Raw genomic sequence first — 18424 nt, forward strand, 5'->3', positions numbered from 1 at the left:
CGACAACCAAGCCACCGTCGCCCGGCCAGGGCAGGCACGGGCACGGCGGGCGGATGCGACCATCCCCCGAGGGGTCATCGGCGGTGCGGCGGAAAAATGAAGCCGACTAGCATGGCGGCCGCGGCAATTGGACGCGACGCGACAAGGATGAACGTATGCGCTGGATGCGTTGGGCCCGCCAGGGCCGGCCCGAACTGGGCCTGATCGAAGGCGACACCGTGGCCGTGTACGAGGGTTCGCTGTTCGATGCGCCCAGGGCCACTGGCGAGCAACTGGCACTGGCCGACGTCGCCGCCGCCGACTGGCTGCCGCCCTGCCAGCCCGGCCAGATCGTCGGGCTGTGGAACAACTTCCGTGGCGCCGCCGCCAAGAACGGCTGGGCCGAGCCGGCCGAGCCGCTGTACTTCCTTAAGTCGCCGGGCAGCGCCACCGGCCACGGGCAGCCCATTGCCGCACCGCCGCCCGCGGTGGGCCGCGTCTTCTTCGAGGGTGAACTGGCCGTCGTCATCGGCCGCCCCACCCACCGCGTGACGCCGGCCGAGGCCTCCGCCTGCATCTTCGGCTACTGCTGCGCCAACGATGTCACGGCGCTCGAACTGCTGCAGCGCGACGCCAGCTTCCCGCAATGGACGCGGGCCAAGAGCTTGCCCGGCTTCGGCGCCTTCGGCCCCTGGATAGAGACCGATTTCGACCCCGCCGCCGCCGGCCTGCGCACGCTGGTGGGCGGGCGCGAGCGTCAGAACTACGCCTTCGCCGACATGTTCTTCGCCCCCGCAGCCATCGTCTGGCACCTGTCGCAGGATCTGGTTCTGGCGCCGGGCGACGTGATCCTCTGCGGCACCTCGCTGGGCGCGATGCCGATGAAGCCGGGCAGCACGGTCGAGGTGGTGATAGACGGCCTGGGCACGCTGCGCAACGTCTATGGCTGAGGTCTGCGGCCGGGGCCTGGAGCCGCACCTGCCGCGGCTCCGGGACAATGCTGGCTTTTGCCGACCCGACCCCAAGCCATGAGCGACACCGCCGACCGCCCCGCCATCCCCGACCGCCTGAGCATCGATCCGCGCAGCCCCCACCATGTGGCCGCGGTGTTCGAGCACGACATCGGCATCCGCCTGAACGGCAAGGAGCGTTCCGACGTGGCCGAATACTGCATCACCGAAGGTTGGGTCAAGGTGCCGGCCGGCAAGTCGGTGGACCGCCGCGGCCAGCCGCTGCTGATCAAGCTCAAGGGCAGCGTCGAGGCCTATTACCGCTGACGCAGAAGCGGGCGCACAAAAGAAAATGCCCTGCGAGGCAGGGCATTTCTTGGCGCCACTGAAGGTGGCTTGCCACATCACACGGGGGCGATGTTGGCCGGCAACTAGATGCCGGTGCAGGGGTGAGTGCTGGGGTGAGGCTTGGCTATGAGACTGCCCTCCTTTCACTGCTTCCAGCGACGCTTCGGTATCTGAACCGAGTCACAGGCCTGTCGCTGTATGGCCCCAGTAGACGCCTATCCGCGCGCCGCGTCAAGCCACCCCCGGCAGGCGGCGGCAAAGCCCTTGCGCTCGATCAGGAAGCTGGCAACGGGCCGCCCCGGCAGCCGCCGACTGCGCCAGACTCATGGGTTAGCAACCGTCTCGCATTCAACTCACGGTGGCTTCGTCGCTGCGGCGCTCGCCGCGGTTGTCGACCCAGGCAATGGCGATCTTGTCGCCCGCCTTCGCGCCCCTGAGGTTGAACTGCAGGAAGGGGTTCTTGGCCATCGAGGTGCCCCAATGCGCGGTAAGCACCGTCCTGCCATTGAGCTGGGCCGTGACCTCGCGGATGTACCAGGCCGGAACCAGCTTGCCGGACGTGTCCTTGCGCTGGCCGGTTTCCATCTCGTGCGCCATCAGCACGCGCACGGTGGCCTTGTCGCCTGCCATCTGGGCGCGAATGCGCATCGGCTCTGCCATGTTCGATCTCCTGTTCGTGTGCTGGCCAGGGCCGGCTCAGCCGCCGCAGCCGCCCAGCGTGACCTTGATGTCCTTGACCGCATAGAGAACCTTGCCGTCGCCCATCATCGCCACCGCATAGACATTGGACGACTGGGCCATCTTCACGCGCGTCGAGACACTGGCCTCGACCCCCTCGCCCAGGTGGAAGATGGCCGACAGCATGGCCGGGTTCTTCTCGACCAACACCAGCAGACGCTTGACGCCTGCCAGCGTGGCGGCGGCCACCAGCGGCACGACGGCGCCGTTCTCGGCGACATCGGGTCCGCTGATCGTGACCTCCTTGCTCTCGGCCGGCGCCGCCGCACCCAGGGCCTTCATCAACTCGGCCAGGCTGCGGGCCTCGAAGGCGGCGCCGGGGTAGCCGGCCGGCTGGGCCCGCACCAGTTCGGGCAGCAAGCCCAGCGTGGCCAGCATGCCGGCCAGGCGGGCCGAGCGGGTGATCATCTGTCTTCGGTCTTGCATCTGAGCGCACTCCTGATGCTGCCTATCATCGCGCAGCCAGGCCCCTATAGTTGCCGCCTTTCCCCGCCCTGCCTGGCCACGCGCCCCAGAAACCCGTGCAAACCATGAGAGCCGATGCCGCCGGCAACGCGCCAGCGGATCTCGCCGGCCACACGCCCATGATGCAGCAGTACCTGCGCATCAAGGCCGGCTTCCCCGACACGCTCGTCTTCTATCGCATGGGCGATTTCTACGAGCTGTTCTTCGACGATGCGCGCCGCGCCAACCGGCTGCTCGACATCACGCTTACCACGCGCGGACAGAGCGCGGGTGAGCCGGTGGTGATGGCCGGCGTGCCGGTCCACAGCGTCGAAGCCTACCTGGCGCGGCTGATCCGCCTGGGCGAGGCGGTGGCGGTGGCCGAGCAGGTGGGCGATGTCGCCACGGCCAAGGGGCCGGTCGAGCGCAAGGTGGTGCGCGTCGTCACGCCGGGCACGGTGACCGACAGCGAGCTGATGGCCGAGCGCGCCGACACCCTGCTGCTGGCCATACACAGGCAGCGCGCCACCTGGGGCCTGGCCTGGCTGGGCCTGGCCAGCGGCCAGCTCGGCGTCACCGAATGCGGCGAGCGCGAACTGGGCGGCTGGCTGGCGCGGCTGGACGCGGCCGAGATCCTGCACGAAGGCGCCGAATTGCCGGCCACCGTGCTGCAGGCGCGCGGCGCCCGCACCGCGCGGCCGCCGTGGCAGTTCGACAGCGCCCTGGGCGAGCGCAAGCTGCGCGAGCAGCTGCAGGTGGCCTCGCTGGCCGGCTTCAACGCGCAGGAGCTGAAGGTGGCCCACGCCGCGGCGGCAGCGCTGCTGAGCTTTGCCGAGCACACCCAGGGCCAGGCCCTGGCCCATGTGCGCAGCCTGCAGGTCGAGCGCGCCGGCGAGCTGCTCGACCTGCCGCCGGCCACCCATCGCAACCTCGAGCTGGTGCAGACCCTGCGCGGCGAGGAGGCACCGACCCTGCTGAGCCTGCTCGACACCTGCCGCAGCGGCATGGGCAGCCGCCTGCTGCGCCACTGGCTCACCCACCCGGCGCGGGACCGCACCGCGGCGGCCGAGCGCCATGCCGCCATCGCGCAATTCATCGCCCAAGGCTGCGAGCCCTTGCGCGAGGCGCTGCGCGGCGTCAGCGATGTCGAGCGCAGCACCGCACGCACCGCGCTGCGCCAGGTGCGCCCGCGCGAGCTGGCCGGGCTGCGCCAGACCCTGGCCCTGCTGCCCGTGCTGCGCGAACGCGCGCCGCGCGGCACGCCGCTGCTGGACCGCCTGCATGAGGGCCTGGCGCCGGCGCCCGATCTGGCCGCGGCCCTGGCCACGCTGGCCGACGAGCCGGCCGTGCTGCTGCGCGACGGCGGCGTCATCGCGCCCGGCGTCGATGCCGACCTCGACGAGCTGCGCGGCATCAACAACAACTGCGACGCCTACCTGCTGGACCTGGAGGCGCGCGAGCGCACGCGCACCGGCATCACCAACCTGCGCGTGCAGTTCAACAAGGTACACGGCTTCTACATCGAGGTCACGGCCTCGGGCCTGGACAAGGTGCCGGCCGACTACCAGCGCCGCCAGACGCTGAAGAACGCCGAGCGCTACATCACGCCCGAGCTCAAGAACTTCGAGGACAAGGCGCTGTCGGCGCAGGAGCGCGCGCTGACGCGCGAGAAGTTTCTCTACGAGCAACTGCTCGATCAGCTGCAGCAGTTTCTCCCCACGCTGCAGGCGCTGGCGCGTGCGCTGGCCGCGCTCGACGCCCTGGCCACGCTGGCCGAGCGCGCCGCCACGCTGGGCTGGTGCCGGCCCGAGTTCGTGCCCTATCCCTGCATAGCGATCGAAGCCGGCCGCCATCCGGTGGTCGAGGCCCGCCTGGCCGAGACGGCCGGCACGCCCTTCATCGCCAACCATTGCCGGCTGGACGCGCGCACGCGCATGCTGGTCATCACCGGCCCCAATATGGGCGGCAAGAGCACCTTCATGCGCCAAGTGGCGCTGATCGTGCTGATGGCGGCCATGGGCAGCTATGTGCCGGCCAGCGCCTGCCGCCTGGGGCCTGTGGACGCCATCCACACCCGCATCGGCGCGGCCGACGACCTGGCCAATGCCCAGAGCACCTTCATGCTCGAGATGACCGAGGCCGCCGCCATCGTGCACGGCGCCACCGAGCAAAGCCTGGTGCTGATGGACGAGATCGGCCGCGGCACCAGCACCTTCGACGGCCTCGCCCTGGCCGGCGCCATCGCCACCCAGCTGCACGAGCGCAACAAGAGCTTCACCCTCTTCGCGACGCACTATTTCGAGCTGACCGACTTTCCCAGCCGCCACGAGCGCGCGCTCAACCTGCATGTGGGCGCGGTGGAAAGCGGGCACGACATCGTCTTCCTGCACCAGATCGAGCCCGGCCCGGCCAGCCGCAGCTACGGCGTGCAGGTGGCGCGCCTGGCCGGCATGCCGGCGGCCCTGGTGCGCCAGGCGCGTGCCACGCTCGAGGCCCTGGAGGCCAAGGCCCAGCAGGGCCAGGCCCAGGTCGATCTCTTCGCCGCGCCGCCGCCGGCCATGGCCGCCGCCGAGCCTTCGGCGGTAGAGAGTGCGCTGGCGTCAATCGAGCCTGATAGCCTCACGCCCAGGGAGGCGCTGGAGGCGCTGTACCGCCTGAAACAGCTGCACAAAGAAAGCAAGTCATGACCTATTGCGTCGGCATCCGGCTCAACGCCGGCCTCGTCTTCCTGTCCGACTCGCGCACCAACGCGGGACTGGACGCGATCAGCACCTTCCGCAAGATGATGATCTACGAGAAGCCGGGCGACCGCTTCATGGTCATGCTCTCGGCCGGCAACCTGTCCACCAGCCAGAGCGTGCGCGAGATCCTGCAGGTTGAGAAGATCGACAACGGCGACGAGCCACCGATCACGATCTGGAACGCCAAGAGCATGTTCGACGCCACGCGCGTGCTGGGCGCGGCGGTGCGCCGCGTCTACAGCCAGGACGGCCCCTCGCTGCGCGCCGCCGGCATCGACTTCAACGCCAGCATGATCTTCGGCGGCCAGATCGCGGGTGAGGCGATGCGCCTGTTCCTCGTTTATTCGGCCGGCAACTTCATCGAGGCCACGCGCGAGACCTGCTTCTTCCAGATCGGCGAGAGCAAGTACGGCAAGCCCATCCTCGACCGCGTGCTGACACCGGCCACGCAGCTTGACGAGGCCGCCAAGTGCGCCCTGGTGTCGATGGACAGCACGCTCAAGTCCAACCTCAGCGTCGGCCTGCCGCTGGACCTGATGGTCTACCGCGCCGACGCGCTGCAGTCCGACGAGCATGTCTGCATCGATGAGCACAACCCGTACTTCCAGATGATCCACACCACCTGGGGCCAGCGCCTGCGCGAGGTCTTCGAGGGCATCGAAGACCCGCGCTGGGACGGCGGCGTCGCGCTGCATCCGCTGATGGTGGGCAGCGGGCGTTACGAGCAGATGCGCAAGATCGCCACGCCGGGGGAGCGCATCGTCTGATGGCGGCAGCCGTGCCCGGCGGCCAGGCCGGCACCCTGGTTTTCAGCCATGCCAACGGCTTCCCGGCCGGCACCTACCGCCTGCTCTTCGAGATCTGGCGCGCGGCCGGCTGGCGGGTGCTGGCGGTGGAGCGCTACGGCCACGACGAACGCTGGCCGGTCAGCAGCAACTGGCCCCATCTGCGGGATGAACTGCTGGCCTTCATCGCCGCGCAGGCGCCGGGTGAGAAGGTCCACCTCGTGGGGCATTCGCTGGGCGGTTATCTCAGCCTGCTGGCAGCCTGCAAGCGGCCCGAGATTGCCGCCGGGCTGGTGCTGCTGGATTCGCCGCTGCTGGGCGGCTGGCGCGCGCACAGCCTTCACGCGATGAAACTGAGCCGGCTGCTGCCGCGCATCACGCCCGGCCGCGTCTCGGTGCGGCGCCGCCGCCAATGGCCCTCGGCCGCCGCCGCCCACGCCCACTTTGCGTCCAAGAGCGCCTTCGCGCGCTGGCAGCACGAGGTGCTGGCCGACTACATCGCCTGCGGCCTTGAGCCCGACCCCGAAGGTGGCAGCCCCGATGCCGTGCGCCTGGCCTTCAGCCGCGAGGTCGAGACGCGCATCTACAACACCCTGCCCCACCACCTGGACGGCCTGATGCGCCGCCACCCGCCGGGCTGCCGGGCTGCCTTCATTGGCGGCACGCGCTCGACCGAATTGCACCGGGCCGGCCTGGCGACGACACGCGCGCTGGTGGGCGAGCGCCTGTCGTGGATCGAGGGCTCGCACCTCTTTCCGATGGAGAAGCCGGGCGCGGCAGCGGCGGCGGTGCTGCACTGGCTGACCCCCTGAGCGCGGGTATCCACGTTCCCCACATGAGTGGCAACGGCGACGAGAATCGCGCCCTTGTTCGGAGGGCTTGATGATCAAGAATCGAATCCTTTCCCTGACGGCCCTGGTGGTGGTGGCCTGCGCCGCTGCGCCGGCCCTGGCCCAACCGGCCCCATCGGCCGCACCCGCGGAGGGCGCCATGCCCCTGGTGTGGGACTTGACCCGCCTCTTCCCGAGCGACGAAGCCTGGGACCGCGAACGCATCGCCCTGGCGGCCGAAATTGCGGCACTGCGCGGGCTGAAGGAGGGCTTCGGCCGCGACGCCGCATCGATGCGCGCCGCGCTCGACCAGATGTCGGCCGCCAACCGCCGCCTCTCAAGGCTGTGGACCTATGCCAGCACCCAGGTGTCCACGGCCAACGGCGAGCGCCGCAACCTCGAGCGCAGCGCGCTGATGTCGTCGCTCTGGGGCCAGTTCAGCAGCGCACTGGCCTGGGTCGACCCGGCCATCCAGGGCCTGGGCGCGGCCAAGGTGGCGGCCTGGCAGGTCGCCGAGCCCGAGTTGCAGCGCCATGCCACCCGCCTGCGCAAGACGCTGGCCGAGGCATCGCACACGCTGGCGCCCGAGGCCGAAACGGCGCTGGCCGCGCTCACACCCGTGCTGGGCTCGTTCTCGGGCACGCGCGAACTGCTCATCAATGCCGACATCGAATGGCCCAGCCTCACGGTCGACGGCCGCGCCGAGCGCCTGTCCGACACCGGCTATGTGCGCCTGCGCGCCCACCCCGACCGCGGCGTGCGCAAGCAGGCCTTCGACAGCTTCTGGAAGACCTATGGCCAGTACGAGAACACCCTGGGCGCCCTGCTCGCCCAGCGCGTGCAGGCGGGCGTGATCAACGCGCAGCTGCGCAAGCATCCCACCGCGGTGGCGGCCTCGCTGGCCGGCGTGGAAGTGCCCGAGGCGGTGATGCGCAAGCTGGTGGCCGAGGCCAACAAGGCCCTGCCCACGCTGCACCGCTACTTCAGGCTGCGCCAGAAGCTGCTGGGCCTGCCCGACCTGCACTACTACGACATCTACCCCAACCTGGTGAGCACGACGCGGCGCTACCCGGTGGCCGAGGCCGCCGCCGTCACGCTGGCGGCCATGAAGCCGCTGGGCGACGAATACCAGGACCAGCTGGGCCTGGCGCTGCGCTCGCGCACCATGCATGTGAAGCCGGCACCGGGCAAGCGCAGCGGTGCCTATGCCGCCAGCGTCTACGGCCAGACGCCCTTCATCTTTCTCAACCACAACGACGATTTCGAGAGCCTGGTGACCTTTGCCCACGAATGGGGCCACGGCATGCACTCGGTGCTGGCGCAGCGCGCCCAGCCGTATGAAACCGCCAGCTACCCGCTGTTCCTGGCCGAGATCGCCTCCACCACCAACGAGGTGCTGCTCACTGAACACATGCTGGCCCAGGCCGCAAGCCGCGACGAGCGCATCTTCATCCTCACCGAGGTGCTCGAGCGCCTGCGCGCATCGTTCTTCCGCCAGACCATGTTTGCCGAGTTCGAACTGCTGGCCCATGACGCCCAGCAGCGCGGCGAGGCACTCTCGGGCAAGCGCTTCACCGAGATGTACTGCGGCCTGCTGCGCAAGTACCACGGCGCCGACGCCGGCGTGATGGCCATCGACCCGGCCTACTGCCGCGAGTGGGCCTACATCCCGCACTTCCACCGCCCCTTCTACGTCTACGCCTACGCCACCAGCGCAGCGGCGGCGCAATTCTTCGGCGAGCGCATCGCCCGCGGCGTACCCGGCGCACGCGAGGCCTACCTGGGTGTGCTGCGCTCCGGCAGTTCGGTGCCGCCGCACGAGTTGCTGCAGCGCGCCGGACTCGACCTCAGCAGCGCCACGCCCTACGAGGCGCTGATCCAGCGCATGAACGCGGCGCTGGACGAGATCGAGAAGCTGCTTGCCAAGGGCTGAGGCGCGCGGGGCGGCTCAATTCGGCTGAAGTCTGAGCATTCTCAAAGCACCGCCAAACGCTGGCCGGAGCGGGCTGACGCGGGCCGGGGCCGACCACTATGATGCCGGCACCATGAAACGCCACATCGCAATCATTCTCATTCTGGCCGCAGCCGCGGTCGGTTCCCCGGCCCCCGCGCTGGCACAAGCGCCCTTGAAGGGCGAGGTGCTCGAGGTGCGCGACACCGAGAGCTACACCTATCTGCGCCTGAAGACCAAGGAAGGCGAGACCTGGGCCGCCGTGACCAAGGCCAACGTCGCCAAGGGCGCCCAGGTGAGCATCGAGGCACCGATGGTGATGCACAACTTCGAGAGCCGTGCGCTCAAGAAGACCTTCGACAAGATCGTGTTTGGCTCCATCGCCGAGCCCGGTGCCGCGGGTGCCGGCGCGGCCATGACCGCAGCGCCCCATGGCGGCGCTGCGCCGGGCGCGATGGCCATGCCCAAGCCCGCCCCTGCTGCCGCGCAGGCCCCCATCAAGGTGGCCAAGGCCAGCGGCAAGGACGCGCACACGGTGGCCGAGATCGTCGGCGGCAAGGACAAGCTCAAGGACAAGAGCATCACCCTGCGCGGCCAGGTCGTGAAGGCCAATATGGGCATCAAGGGCAAGAACTGGTTCCACCTGCAGGACGGCAGCGGCAATGCCGGCGCCGGCACCAACGACGTCGCCGTCATCTCCAGCGACCAGGCCGCCGTCGGCGACGTGGTCACCGTCAAGGGCAAGGTCAAGACCGACGTCAAGGTCGGCCCGGGCTACGAGTACGCGGTGCTGGTCGACGAGGCCTCGGTGCGCAAGTAGGGCGCCGCCGGTCCACAGACCGGAGCCGTCAATCTTCCCAGCGGCCCAGCCGCACCGCCGTGGCGCCCGGCGCCAGCCGGCGCGTGGCCGGCATCACCAGCACCGTGTCGTCGTGGGGCGCGCGCCAGACATGGTCGCCGTCCTCGGCGATGACCGTGCCGGCCTTGGGCACGGCCGAAAGCCCCACGGCCGGCACCAGCAGCCGAAATGCGCTGCTTCGCGCCACCACGGCCTCGCTCACGCGCACCAGGCGCTGGCGCGGCGGCAGCGCCAGCCGCGTGTGCGCCGCCACCCAGGCCGCATCGGCCAGGCCGCTGAGGCCGAGAAAGCGCACCAGCGTGTCGATGGCCACCTCGGCCGCGCCGCGCTCCCAGTGCTGGCCGCATTCGATGAGCAGGGCGCGCTTCGCGCTGGCCGGATCGGCAAAGCCGCCGCGGTCGACCATGCGCAGGCCGGCCGGGTGGCCGGTGTCAATGAGCAGATCGCCCGGCACACCCAGTTGGCGCGCATAGGCGGCATTCTTGTCGGCCTGGCCGCACACCATCAGCGGACGGCAGGGTTCGCTCATGCTGTGGATGTCCAGCAGCCGATCGGCCGCGTCGACATAAGGCCGCAGCGCACGCGCCCGCCGCAGCTCGGCGCTGTCGCGCGGGCCGTCCAGCCTCTCGTCGCTCCAGACGCGGTTGTAGTCCTCGTCGACGCAGCGCGAAGCGAAAGGATCGCCGGCGTCGAAGCGGGCATAGGCCTGCACGTTGGCGAAGGCCAGCGTCAGCCGCCCCGCTTGCGGGCGCCAGCCGCTGGCGGCGATGTGGCGCAGCAGCCAATCCAGCGCGATGGCGCCGCAGATCTCGTTGCCATGGGTCAGCGCCTGCACCAGCACGCACGGGCCGGGTGCGCCGCTGTCGAGTTGATGCACCCAATCGACGCCGCTGCCGCCCTCGCGCCAAGGCTGGATGTCGGGCGGGCTCAGTTCCAGCGGCGGATTCTTCTCTGCCATGCGACCTCCCGGTCGGGATAGTGGCGACCCCGATGGCCGCCCGTCGGCGAGCCTATAGCATGGCCGCCCAGGCGCCTTGGTGGCGCAAAAGCTGCTTCCCAGCGGCATGTCATTGGCAACCGGAGGCCTCATGCACGAAAACCAACTGCGCCAGATGATCGAAGAGGTGCGCGAAGGCGCCCTGCCCCGGCGCGGCTTCATCCAGCGCCTGGTGGGCCTGGGCCTGAGCGCGCCGATGGCCGCCATGCTGCTGATGCACGCCGGCGTGGCCAGCGCGCAGACTGCGGCGCCGCCCTACAAGCCCACCAAGCGCGGTGGCGGCGGCGCGCTGCGCGTGCTGTGGTGGCAGGGCACGACCCTGCTGCAGCCCCACTTCGCCAACGGAACGAAAGACCAGGAAGGCTCGCGCATCTTCTACGAGCCGCTGGCCGTGTGGGACGCCGACGGCAACCTCGTGCCGATACTCGCCGCCGAGATCCCCACGCGCGAGAACGGCGGCCTCTCGGCCGACGGCAAGAGCGTCACCTGGAAGCTCAAGAAGGGCGTCACCTGGCACGACGGCCAGCCCTTCACCGCCGACGACGCCGTCTTCACCTGGGAATACGTGCGCGACCCGGCCACCGCGGCCGTGACCAATGGCGTCTACAAGGACGTGACGGTGGTCAAGATCGATTCGCACACCATCAAGGTCAGCTTCCCCAAGCCCACGCCCTTCTGGGCCACCGCCTTCGTCGCGGCCGAGGGCATGATCATCCCCAAGCACCTGTTCGGCCCCTATGCCGGCGCCAAATCACGCGAGGCGCCCAACAACCTCAGGCCGGTGGGCACGGGCCCCTACAAGTTCGTCGATTTCAAGCCGGGCGACATGGTGCGCGGCGAGATCAACAACAACTACCACATGCCCAACCGGCCCTTCTTCGACACCATCGAGATGAAGGGCGGCGGCGACGCGGTCTCGGCCGCGCGTGCCGTGCTGCAGACCGGCGAATACGACTACGCCTGGAACCTGCAGGTCGAGGATGAAGTGCTCAAGCGCATGGAAAGCGGCGGCAAGGGCCGCGCCTACATCGTGCCCAGCGGCGACATCGAGTTCCTCCAGCTCAACCCCACCGACCCGGCGACCGAGGTCGACGGCGAGCGCTCCAGCGCCAAGACCCGCCACTTCGCCTTCAGCGACCCCGCGGTGCGCCAGGCCATGGCCCTGCTGGTCGACCGCCAGAGCATCCAGGAATTCATCTACGGCCGCACCGGCGTGGCCACGGCCAATTTCCTGAACAACCCACCGCGTTACCGCAGCCCCAACAACAGGTTCGAGTTCAGCATCGACAAGGCCGGCCAGATCCTCGACGCCGCGGGCTGGAAGAAGGGCGGCGACGGCATCCGCGAGAAGAGCGGCAAGAAGCTCAAATTCGTCTTCCAGACCTCGGTCAACGCGCTGCGCCAGAAGGAGCAGGCCGTCATCAAGCAGGGCTGCCAGAAGGCCGGCATCGAGCTTGAGCTGAAGTCGGTGACGGCCAGCGTCTTCTTCTCGTCGGATGTCGCCAACCCCGACACCTACGGCAAGTTCTACGCCGACATGCAGATGTACACCACCACCATGACCCAGCCCGACCCCGAGCGCTTCATGGACCAATACCTGTCGCGCGAGGTCTCGTCCAAGGCCAACAAATGGCAGGGCCGCAACATCTGCCGCTGGGTCAGCGAGGAATACGACAAGACCTATGCCGCCGCCGAGCAGGAACTCGACCCGGTCAAGCGCACCGCCCTCTTCATCCGCCTGAACGACCTGCCGGTGAAGGACGGCGTCATCATCCCGCTCATCAGCCGCCCGCGCGTGCGCGGCGCCAGCAACAAGCTGGTGACCTCGCTGACCGGCTGGGACCTCGATTTCGCCGGGCTGCAGAACTGGTACCGCGAAGCCTGAACAGCCCGCCACGGCCTCGGGGCCGCCTGAAGAACTGAAACGGAATCCGTGGGCCCCTACATCCTGCGTCGACTGCTGATTGCGGTGCCCAGCCTGCTGGGCATCAGCGTCGTGCTCTTCACCGTGCTGGCACTGGCGCCGGGCGACCCTTTCGAGGAACTCGCCACCAATCCCAATGTGCCGGCCGAGGTCAAGCAGATGCTGCGCGCCAAGTTCGGGCTCGATGACCCGGTGTGGCAGCGCTATTTCCGCTGGCTGGCGGCCATGCTGCAGGGCGACTGGGGCTACTCCTTCATCAGCCGCGTCGATGTCGACCAGCTCATCGCACAGCGCGTGCCGGTGACGCTGGCCATCATCGGCGCCTCGCAGCTGCTGGCGCTGTGCGTGGCGCTGCCGGTGGGTGTGATCTCGGCCGTGCGGCCCTATTCCTGGTTCGACCGCATCGCCAGCACGCTGGCTTTCATCGGCTTCTCGCTGCCCACCTTCTTCACGGGCCTGCTGCTCATCCTGCTGTTCTCGATCACGCTCGACTGGCTGCCCTTCGTCTACCGCGCCGACATCGCCGGCAGCGGCTGGCCCTGGTGGTGGGCCCACATCAAGCAGGCCATCATGCCGGTGATGGTGCTGGGCCTGTTCCAGGGCGCGAGCTGGATGCGCTATGTGCGCTCGGCGGTGCTCGACGTGATCCGCCTCGACCACGTCACCACCGCGCGCAGCAAGGGCCTGGCCGAAGGCACGGTGGTGATGAAGCACGTCGTGCGCAATGCGCTGATCCCGGTGGTCACGCTGGTGGCGTTGCAGATGCCGGCGGTGTTCGGCGGCGCCATCGTCACCGAGCAGATCTTCCGCATCCCCGGTATCGGCAGCCTGCTGATCGACGCCATCCTGCGCAATGACACGCCGGTGATCATGGCCGTGACCTTTGTCTTCAGCTGCCTGGTCATCTTCTTCAACCTGATTGCCGACCTGCTCTATGGCTGGCTCGACCCCCGCATCTCCTACCGCTGAGCCCACGGTGGCGCACGCCGCGCCACGCGCGCAGGTGGCCTCGCCCTGGGCCGAGGCCTGGCGGCGCTTTCGCCGCCACAAGATGGCGGTGGCCAGCCTGGCGCTGCTGCTGCTGATGGTGGCCGCGGTGGTGCTGGGGCCGCTGGCCTGGCGCCTGGCCATCAACGACATCGACTTCAGCGCTCGCCTGGCCACGCCCTCGCTGGCCCACCCCATGGGCACCGACGACCTCGGCCAGGACATCCTGGCGCGCATGCTCTACGGCGGGCGCATCAGCATCGCGGTCGGCCTGGCGGCGATGACCATGGCCATCTTCGTCGGCGTGCTGGTCGGTGCGGTGGCCGGCATCTCGCGCGGCTGGGTCGACACCGCGCTGATGTGGCTGACCGACCTCTTCCTCAGCCTGCCCCAGCTGCCACTGCTGCTGCTGGTGATCTACCTCTTCCGCGATCGCCTCAAGGCCGTCTTCGGCACCGAAGTCGGCGTCTTCATCCTCATCGTGCTGGTGATAGGCTGCTTCCGCTGGATGCCGGTGGCACGGCTGGTGCGGGCCCAGTTCTTCAGCCTGCGCGAAAAGGAATTCGTCGAGGCGGCGCGCGCCCTGGGCGCCAGCGTGCCACGCCAGGTGCTGCGCCACATCCTGCCCAACAGCCTGGGGCCGGTGATCGTGGCCGGCACCATCGACGTCGCCGCGGCCATCATCGCCGAGAGCACGCTGAGCTTTCTGGGCCTGGGCTTTCCGCCCGACATCCCGACCTGGGGCCGCATCCTCTTCGACAGCAAGGACTACCTCGACATCGCGCCGCACTGGGCGCTGTTTCCGGGCCTGGCGATCTTTCTCACCGTGCTGACGATCAACTTCGTCGGCGACGGCCTGCGCGACGCGCTCGACCCGCGCCGGGTGATGTGATGGCCTTGCTCGAGATCAAGGGCCTCAAGACCCATTTCAAGACCGATGACGGCTGGCTGCACGCGGTCGACGGCGTCGACCTCGCGCTGGACGCCGGCGAGACGCTGTGCGTGGTGGGCGAATCGGGCTGCGGCAAGAGCGTCACCGCCAAGACGGTGATGAAGCTGATCGACATGCCGCCGGGCAAGATCGTCGCCGGCCAGGTGCTGTGGCAGGGGCGCGACCTGGTGCCGATGTCGGCGGCCGAGATGCAGAAGATCCGCGCCAAGGAGATTGCCATCATCTTCCAGGAGCCGATGACCTCGCTCAACCCGGTCTACAGCGTGGGCGAGCAGATTGCCGAGAGCGTGCGCCTGCACGAGGGCTTGTCGCGCAAGGAGGCGATGAACCGCGCCGTCGAGATGCTGGGCCTGGTGCGCATCCCCACGCCCGAGCGGCGCGTGTACGACTACCCGCACCAGTTCTCGGGCGGCATGCGCCAGCGCGTGATGATCGCCATCGCGCTGGCCTGCAACCCCAAGCTGCTGATCGCCGACGAGCCGACCACGGCGCTGGACGTCACCATCCAGGCCCAGATCCTCGACCTCATTGCCGAGCTGAAATCGCGCCTGGGCATGGCGGTGATGCTGATCACGCACGCGATGGGCGTGGTGGCGGAGACGGCGCAACGCGTGGTCGTGATGTATGCCGGCCAGGTGGTGGAAGAAGCGCCGGTGGACGAGCTGTTCGCGCGCCCGCGCCACCCCTACACCCAGGGCCTGATCCGCAGCATTCCGCGCATCGACACCGCGGCCACGCACAAGGTGAGGCTCGAAGCCATCGCCGGCACCGTGCCCAGGCTCATCGCGCCCGGCCCCGGCTGCCGCTTCGCCGCGCGCTGCCGCCACGCGCGGCCGGCCTGCAGCCAGGCCACGCCGGCGCTGCGCGAGGTGGCGCCCGGCCACAAGGTGGCCTGCATCCTCGAAGGAGGCGGCACTTGAGCACACCGACCGCGCCGCTGCTCAAGGTGGAGAACCTGGTCAAGCACTTTCCCATCCGTGGCGGCTTGCTCGGGCGCGAGGTCGACCGCGTGTACGCGGTGGACGGTGTGAGCTTCGAGCTGGCCGCCGGCGAGACCCTGGGCGTGGTTGGCGAATCGGGCTGCGGCAAGAGCACCACCGGGCGCTGCATCCTGCGCCTGATCGAGCCCACCTCGGGCACGGTCACCTTCGACGGCCGCAGCGTCACCGGCGCCGACAAGCAGCAGCTGCGCGCGCTGGCGCGCGAGATGCAGATCGTCTTCCAGGATCCCTACGCCAGCCTCAACCCGCGCATGACGGTGGGCGCCATCGTCGGCGAAGCGCTCACCATCCACAGGCTCACCAGGACGGCGCGCGAATACGAAGACCGCATCGTGCAGCTGCTCGAGACCGTGGGCCTGGCCGCCGACCACATGCGGCGTTATCCGCACGAGTTTTCGGGCGGCCAGCGCCAGCGCATCGGCATTGCGCGGGCGCTGGCGGTAAGCCCGCGCCTGCTGGTCTGCGACGAGGCGGTGAGCGCGCTCGATGTCTCGATCCAGGCCCAGGTGATCAACCTGCTGGAAGACCTGCGCGGCCCGCTGGGCCTGAGCTACGTCTTCATCGCCCACGACCTCAGCGTGGTCGAGCACATCAGCCACCGCGTGGCGGTGATGTACCTGGGCCGCATCGTCGAGATCGCGCCGTCGCGCTCGCTCTACACCGACCCGCGCCACCCCTATACCGAGGCGCTGCTGGCGGCCGTGCCCATCCCCGACCCGCGCGTCAAGCGCAAGAAGGTCCATCTGCAGGGCGACGTGCCCAGCCCCATCCACCCGCCCCCCGGCTGCCACTTCCACACTCGCTGCCCGCTGGCGCAGACCGAGCAGTGCCGGCTTGAGCGGCCACCGCTCAAGCCGGTGGGGGAACCGGGCTCGGGACACTGGGTGGCCTGCCACCTGCGCTGAGCGGCGATTTCAGGCCCTGCAGGTAGCGGTCCACCGCCTGCGTGCCCACGCGCACCAGGTCGAAGGCCTCGTTGTCCAGCATCCAGTTGGCCATCAGCCCGTCGACCAGGGCGTGCAGGCCTATGGCGGCAGCGCGCGCCGGCACGCCGGCGTCGATCTGCCCCAGCCTGGCGGCCTGGCGCAGACCGTGCTCGACCTGGCGCAGCCGCTCGGCCAGACCGGCGACGCGACGCTCGCGCACGCCCGCCGTCTCCTCGACGTACTCGACCTTGAAGAGCGCGATCTCGAAGGTGCGGCGGGCCAGCGGGTCGGTGGCCGTGACCTTCAAGGCCCCCAGGAAGGCAGCGCGGATGCGGCCCAGCGGGTCGTCGTGGCCGGGCTCACCGCTGGCGCGGATCTCGCGATCAAGCGGCATCGTCACCCGTGTCAGCAGCGCATTGAAGAGATCGGCCTTGCCCTCGAAATGCCAGTAGATGGCGCCGCGCGTCAGGCCCGCGGCCTGGGCGATGTCCTGCAGCGAGGTGCGCGAGACGCCCTGCGCCAGAAAGCACTGCTCGGCGGTGTCGAGGATGAGCTCGCGCGTCGCCTGGGCTTCCTCCTTCGTGCGCCTCACCATGCCAAAAGCCCTTTCTGCCCGGTCTCCAACATACATTCAACCTTGTATGTATAGTAGACCCCGCAGCTCGCGCTGTCACCCCGCATACACCCCGTCCGGACCCACCGCCCTCTGCGCCGGTCCGTCGACACCCCACCGGCCACGAGCCGAAAGGTCTGCCCCATGAGCCTCTGGCCCCCTCATTCCAGGCGCGCTTTGGCCTTTGCCCCCTTCGCCGGCGCGGCCTGTGCTGCCGCCCTGCTGGCCGCCTGCAGCCCCGGCACCCAGGCCCCGGCCGGCGGACCCGGCGCGCCGCCGCCGCCCGAGGTGGGCGTGGTCACGGTGGCGCCCGGCGTCGTGGGCCTGGAAACCGAGTTGCCCGGCCGCACCGAGGCCTCGCGCGTGGCCCAGGTGCGGGCCCGCGTCGCCGGCATCCTGCTGCAGCGCCGCTTCCGCGAAGGCGCCGAGGTGCGCGCCGGCCAGGCGCTGTTCCAGATCGACGCCGCGCCCTACCGCGCAGCCCTGGCCGCGGCCGAGGCCGGCGTGGCGCGTGCCGAGGCCAATGTCGCCCAGGCCCAGGCCCTGGCCGAGCGCTACAAGCCGCTGGCCGAGGCGCGCGCCGTCAGCCAGCAGGAATACGTCAACGCCGTGGCCGCGCACAAGCTGGCGCTGGCCGACGTGGCCGCCGGCCGCGCCGCGCTGCAGACGGCGCAGATCAACCTCGGCTACGCCAGCGTGACGGCGCCGATCTCGGGCCGCATCGGTCGCGCCCTTGTCACCGAGGGTGCCCTGGTGGGCCAGGGCGAGGCCACGCAGCTGGCGCTGATCCAGCAGATCGACCCGCTCTACGTCAACATCACGCAGCCGGTGGCCGATGTGCTGCGCCTGCGCGCGGCCATCAGCGGCGGCAAGCTGCGCGCGGCCGAGTCGGCCGCGGTGCGCGTGCTGCTCGAGGACGGCAGCGTCTACCCGCTGGCGGGCAAGCTGCTGTTCAGCGATCTCACGGTCGACCCCAGCTCCGGCCAGATCACGCTGCGCGTCGAGCTGCCCAACCCCAAGGGCGCGCTGCTGCCCGGCATGTATGTGCGGGCGCGGCTGGAGCAGGCCGCCGCCGCCGGCGCCGCGCTGCTGCCGCAGCAGGCGGTGCAGCGCTCGGCCCAGGGCGACAGCGTCCAGGTGGTGGGCGCCGACGGCAAGCTGAGCCCGCGCAAGGTGCGCGTGGGCCCGGGCAAGAACGGCCAATGGGTGGTGCTCGAAGGCCTGCAGGCGGGCGAGCAGGTGATGGTCGACGGCTTCCAGAAGCTGCGCGGCCCCGGCCCGGTGAAGCCCGTGCCCTGGTCGGCGCCCGGCACGGCCAGGCCCGCATCGGGGGCGGCGGCAGCCTCCGGCGCTGCACCGGCAGCGGCACCCGCCTCAGCGGCCTCGCGCCCGTAAAGGC

Annotated in this window: 17 protein-coding genes; 13 read left to right on the forward strand and 4 right to left on the reverse strand. The window is 69.8% G+C overall.

Translation table 11 applies throughout. From position 1 onward, the window contains the following. Positions 1–155 precede the first annotated feature (155 nt). Entirely contained in the window at positions 156–929 is a 774-nt protein-coding gene (locus JMV16_RS20490) for a fumarylacetoacetate hydrolase family protein (RefSeq protein WP_201496172.1), read from the forward strand. A 78-nt stretch (positions 930–1007) separates the two neighbouring features. After that, on the forward strand, positions 1008–1256 hold the full coding sequence (locus JMV16_RS20495) for a DUF3297 family protein (protein WP_201496173.1): 249 nt from the start codon (positions 1008–1010) through the stop codon (positions 1254–1256). A 369-nt stretch (positions 1257–1625) separates the two neighbouring features. On the opposite strand, the gene soxZ is transcribed toward JMV16_RS20495, so the two are convergent. Together soxZ and soxY are read right to left on the reverse strand one after the other, a co-directional pair. Beyond that, on the reverse strand, positions 1626–1937 hold the full coding sequence (gene soxZ / locus JMV16_RS20500; RefSeq protein ID WP_201496174.1) for a thiosulfate oxidation carrier complex protein SoxZ: 312 nt from the start codon (positions 1935–1937) through the stop codon (positions 1626–1628). 36 nt (positions 1938–1973) lie between these two features. Beyond that, positions 1974–2441, reverse strand: coding sequence for a thiosulfate oxidation carrier protein SoxY (gene soxY / locus JMV16_RS20505; protein WP_201496175.1), 468 nt, complete (start codon positions 2439–2441; stop codon positions 1974–1976). Positions 2442–2545: 104 nt separating this feature from the next. On the opposite strand from soxY, the gene mutS reads away from it, so the two are divergent. The 5 genes from mutS (at position 2546) to JMV16_RS20530 (ending at position 9586) form a co-directional block, all read left to right on the forward strand. Continuing rightward, positions 2546–5146, forward strand: a complete 2601-nt coding sequence (mutS, locus tag JMV16_RS20510; RefSeq protein WP_236580628.1) for a DNA mismatch repair protein MutS — start codon at positions 2546–2548, stop codon at positions 5144–5146. Continuing rightward, complete coding sequence (locus JMV16_RS20515; RefSeq protein ID WP_201496176.1) at positions 5143–5967, forward strand: proteasome-type protease; 825 nt, start codon at positions 5143–5145, stop codon at positions 5965–5967. Before mutS ends, JMV16_RS20515 begins: the two co-directional genes overlap by 4 nt. Continuing rightward, the gene (locus tag JMV16_RS20520) at positions 5967–6797 is read left to right on the forward strand and encodes an alpha/beta hydrolase (protein ID WP_201496177.1); all 831 of its coding nucleotides are present in this window, start codon (positions 5967–5969) and stop codon (positions 6795–6797) included. Before JMV16_RS20515 ends, JMV16_RS20520 begins: the two co-directional genes overlap by 1 nt. A 70-nt stretch (positions 6798–6867) precedes the next feature. Beyond that, the gene (locus JMV16_RS20525) at positions 6868–8748 is read left to right on the forward strand and encodes a M3 family oligoendopeptidase (RefSeq protein ID WP_201496178.1); all 1881 of its coding nucleotides are present in this window, start codon (positions 6868–6870) and stop codon (positions 8746–8748) included. Positions 8749–8860: 112 nt separating this feature from the next. Then, positions 8861–9586, forward strand: a complete 726-nt coding sequence (locus tag JMV16_RS20530) for a nucleotide-binding protein (protein ID WP_201496179.1) — start codon at positions 8861–8863, stop codon at positions 9584–9586. Positions 9587–9614: 28 nt separating this feature from the next. On the opposite strand, the gene JMV16_RS20535 is transcribed toward JMV16_RS20530, so the two are convergent. Then, positions 9615–10583, reverse strand: a complete 969-nt coding sequence (locus JMV16_RS20535) for a succinylglutamate desuccinylase/aspartoacylase family protein (protein ID WP_201496180.1) — start codon at positions 10581–10583, stop codon at positions 9615–9617. A 130-nt stretch (positions 10584–10713) separates the two neighbouring features. Here JMV16_RS20535 and JMV16_RS20540 point away from each other — a divergent pair, with 130 nt between their 5' ends. The 5 genes from JMV16_RS20540 to JMV16_RS20560 are packed head-to-tail and all read left to right on the forward strand — an operon-like array spanning position 10714 to position 16391. Further along, positions 10714–12507 carry a peptide ABC transporter substrate-binding protein gene (locus JMV16_RS20540; RefSeq protein ID WP_201496181.1) on the forward strand — a complete coding sequence of 598 codons (1794 nt, stop codon included), beginning with the start codon at positions 10714–10716 and terminating at the stop codon, positions 12505–12507. Between the two features lie 48 nt (positions 12508–12555). Beyond that, positions 12556–13515, forward strand: coding sequence for an ABC transporter permease (locus tag JMV16_RS20545; RefSeq protein WP_201496182.1), 960 nt, complete (start codon positions 12556–12558; stop codon positions 13513–13515). A 7-nt stretch (positions 13516–13522) separates the two neighbouring features. Continuing rightward, the gene (locus JMV16_RS20550; RefSeq protein ID WP_201496183.1) at positions 13523–14425 is read left to right on the forward strand and encodes an ABC transporter permease; all 903 of its coding nucleotides are present in this window, start codon (positions 13523–13525) and stop codon (positions 14423–14425) included. Beyond that, positions 14425–15405 carry an ABC transporter ATP-binding protein gene (locus JMV16_RS20555; RefSeq protein WP_201496184.1) on the forward strand — a complete coding sequence of 327 codons (981 nt, stop codon included), beginning with the start codon at positions 14425–14427 and terminating at the stop codon, positions 15403–15405. Before JMV16_RS20550 ends, JMV16_RS20555 begins: the two co-directional genes overlap by 1 nt. Further along, entirely contained in the window at positions 15402–16391 is a 990-nt protein-coding gene (locus JMV16_RS20560; protein WP_236580629.1) for an ABC transporter ATP-binding protein, read from the forward strand. Before JMV16_RS20555 ends, JMV16_RS20560 begins: the two co-directional genes overlap by 4 nt. On the opposite strand, the gene JMV16_RS20565 is transcribed toward JMV16_RS20560, so the two are convergent. Continuing rightward, positions 16336–17007 (reverse strand): TetR family transcriptional regulator, encoded by a 672-nt coding sequence (locus JMV16_RS20565; RefSeq protein ID WP_201496185.1) that lies wholly within the window; start codon positions 17005–17007, stop codon positions 16336–16338. The two genes, JMV16_RS20560 and JMV16_RS20565, sit on opposite strands and share 56 nt — an antisense overlap. A 162-nt stretch (positions 17008–17169) precedes the next feature. On the opposite strand from JMV16_RS20565, the gene JMV16_RS20570 reads away from it, so the two are divergent. After that, a complete protein-coding gene (locus JMV16_RS20570) occupies positions 17170–18420 on the forward strand; it encodes an efflux RND transporter periplasmic adaptor subunit (RefSeq protein ID WP_201496186.1) in 1251 nt (416 codons plus the stop codon). Positions 18421–18424: the final 4 nt, after the last annotated feature.

It is taken from the genome of Rubrivivax sp. A210, assembly GCF_904426505.1.
In the GTDB taxonomy this organism is placed as follows: domain Bacteria; phylum Pseudomonadota; class Gammaproteobacteria; order Burkholderiales; family Burkholderiaceae_C; genus Rubrivivax.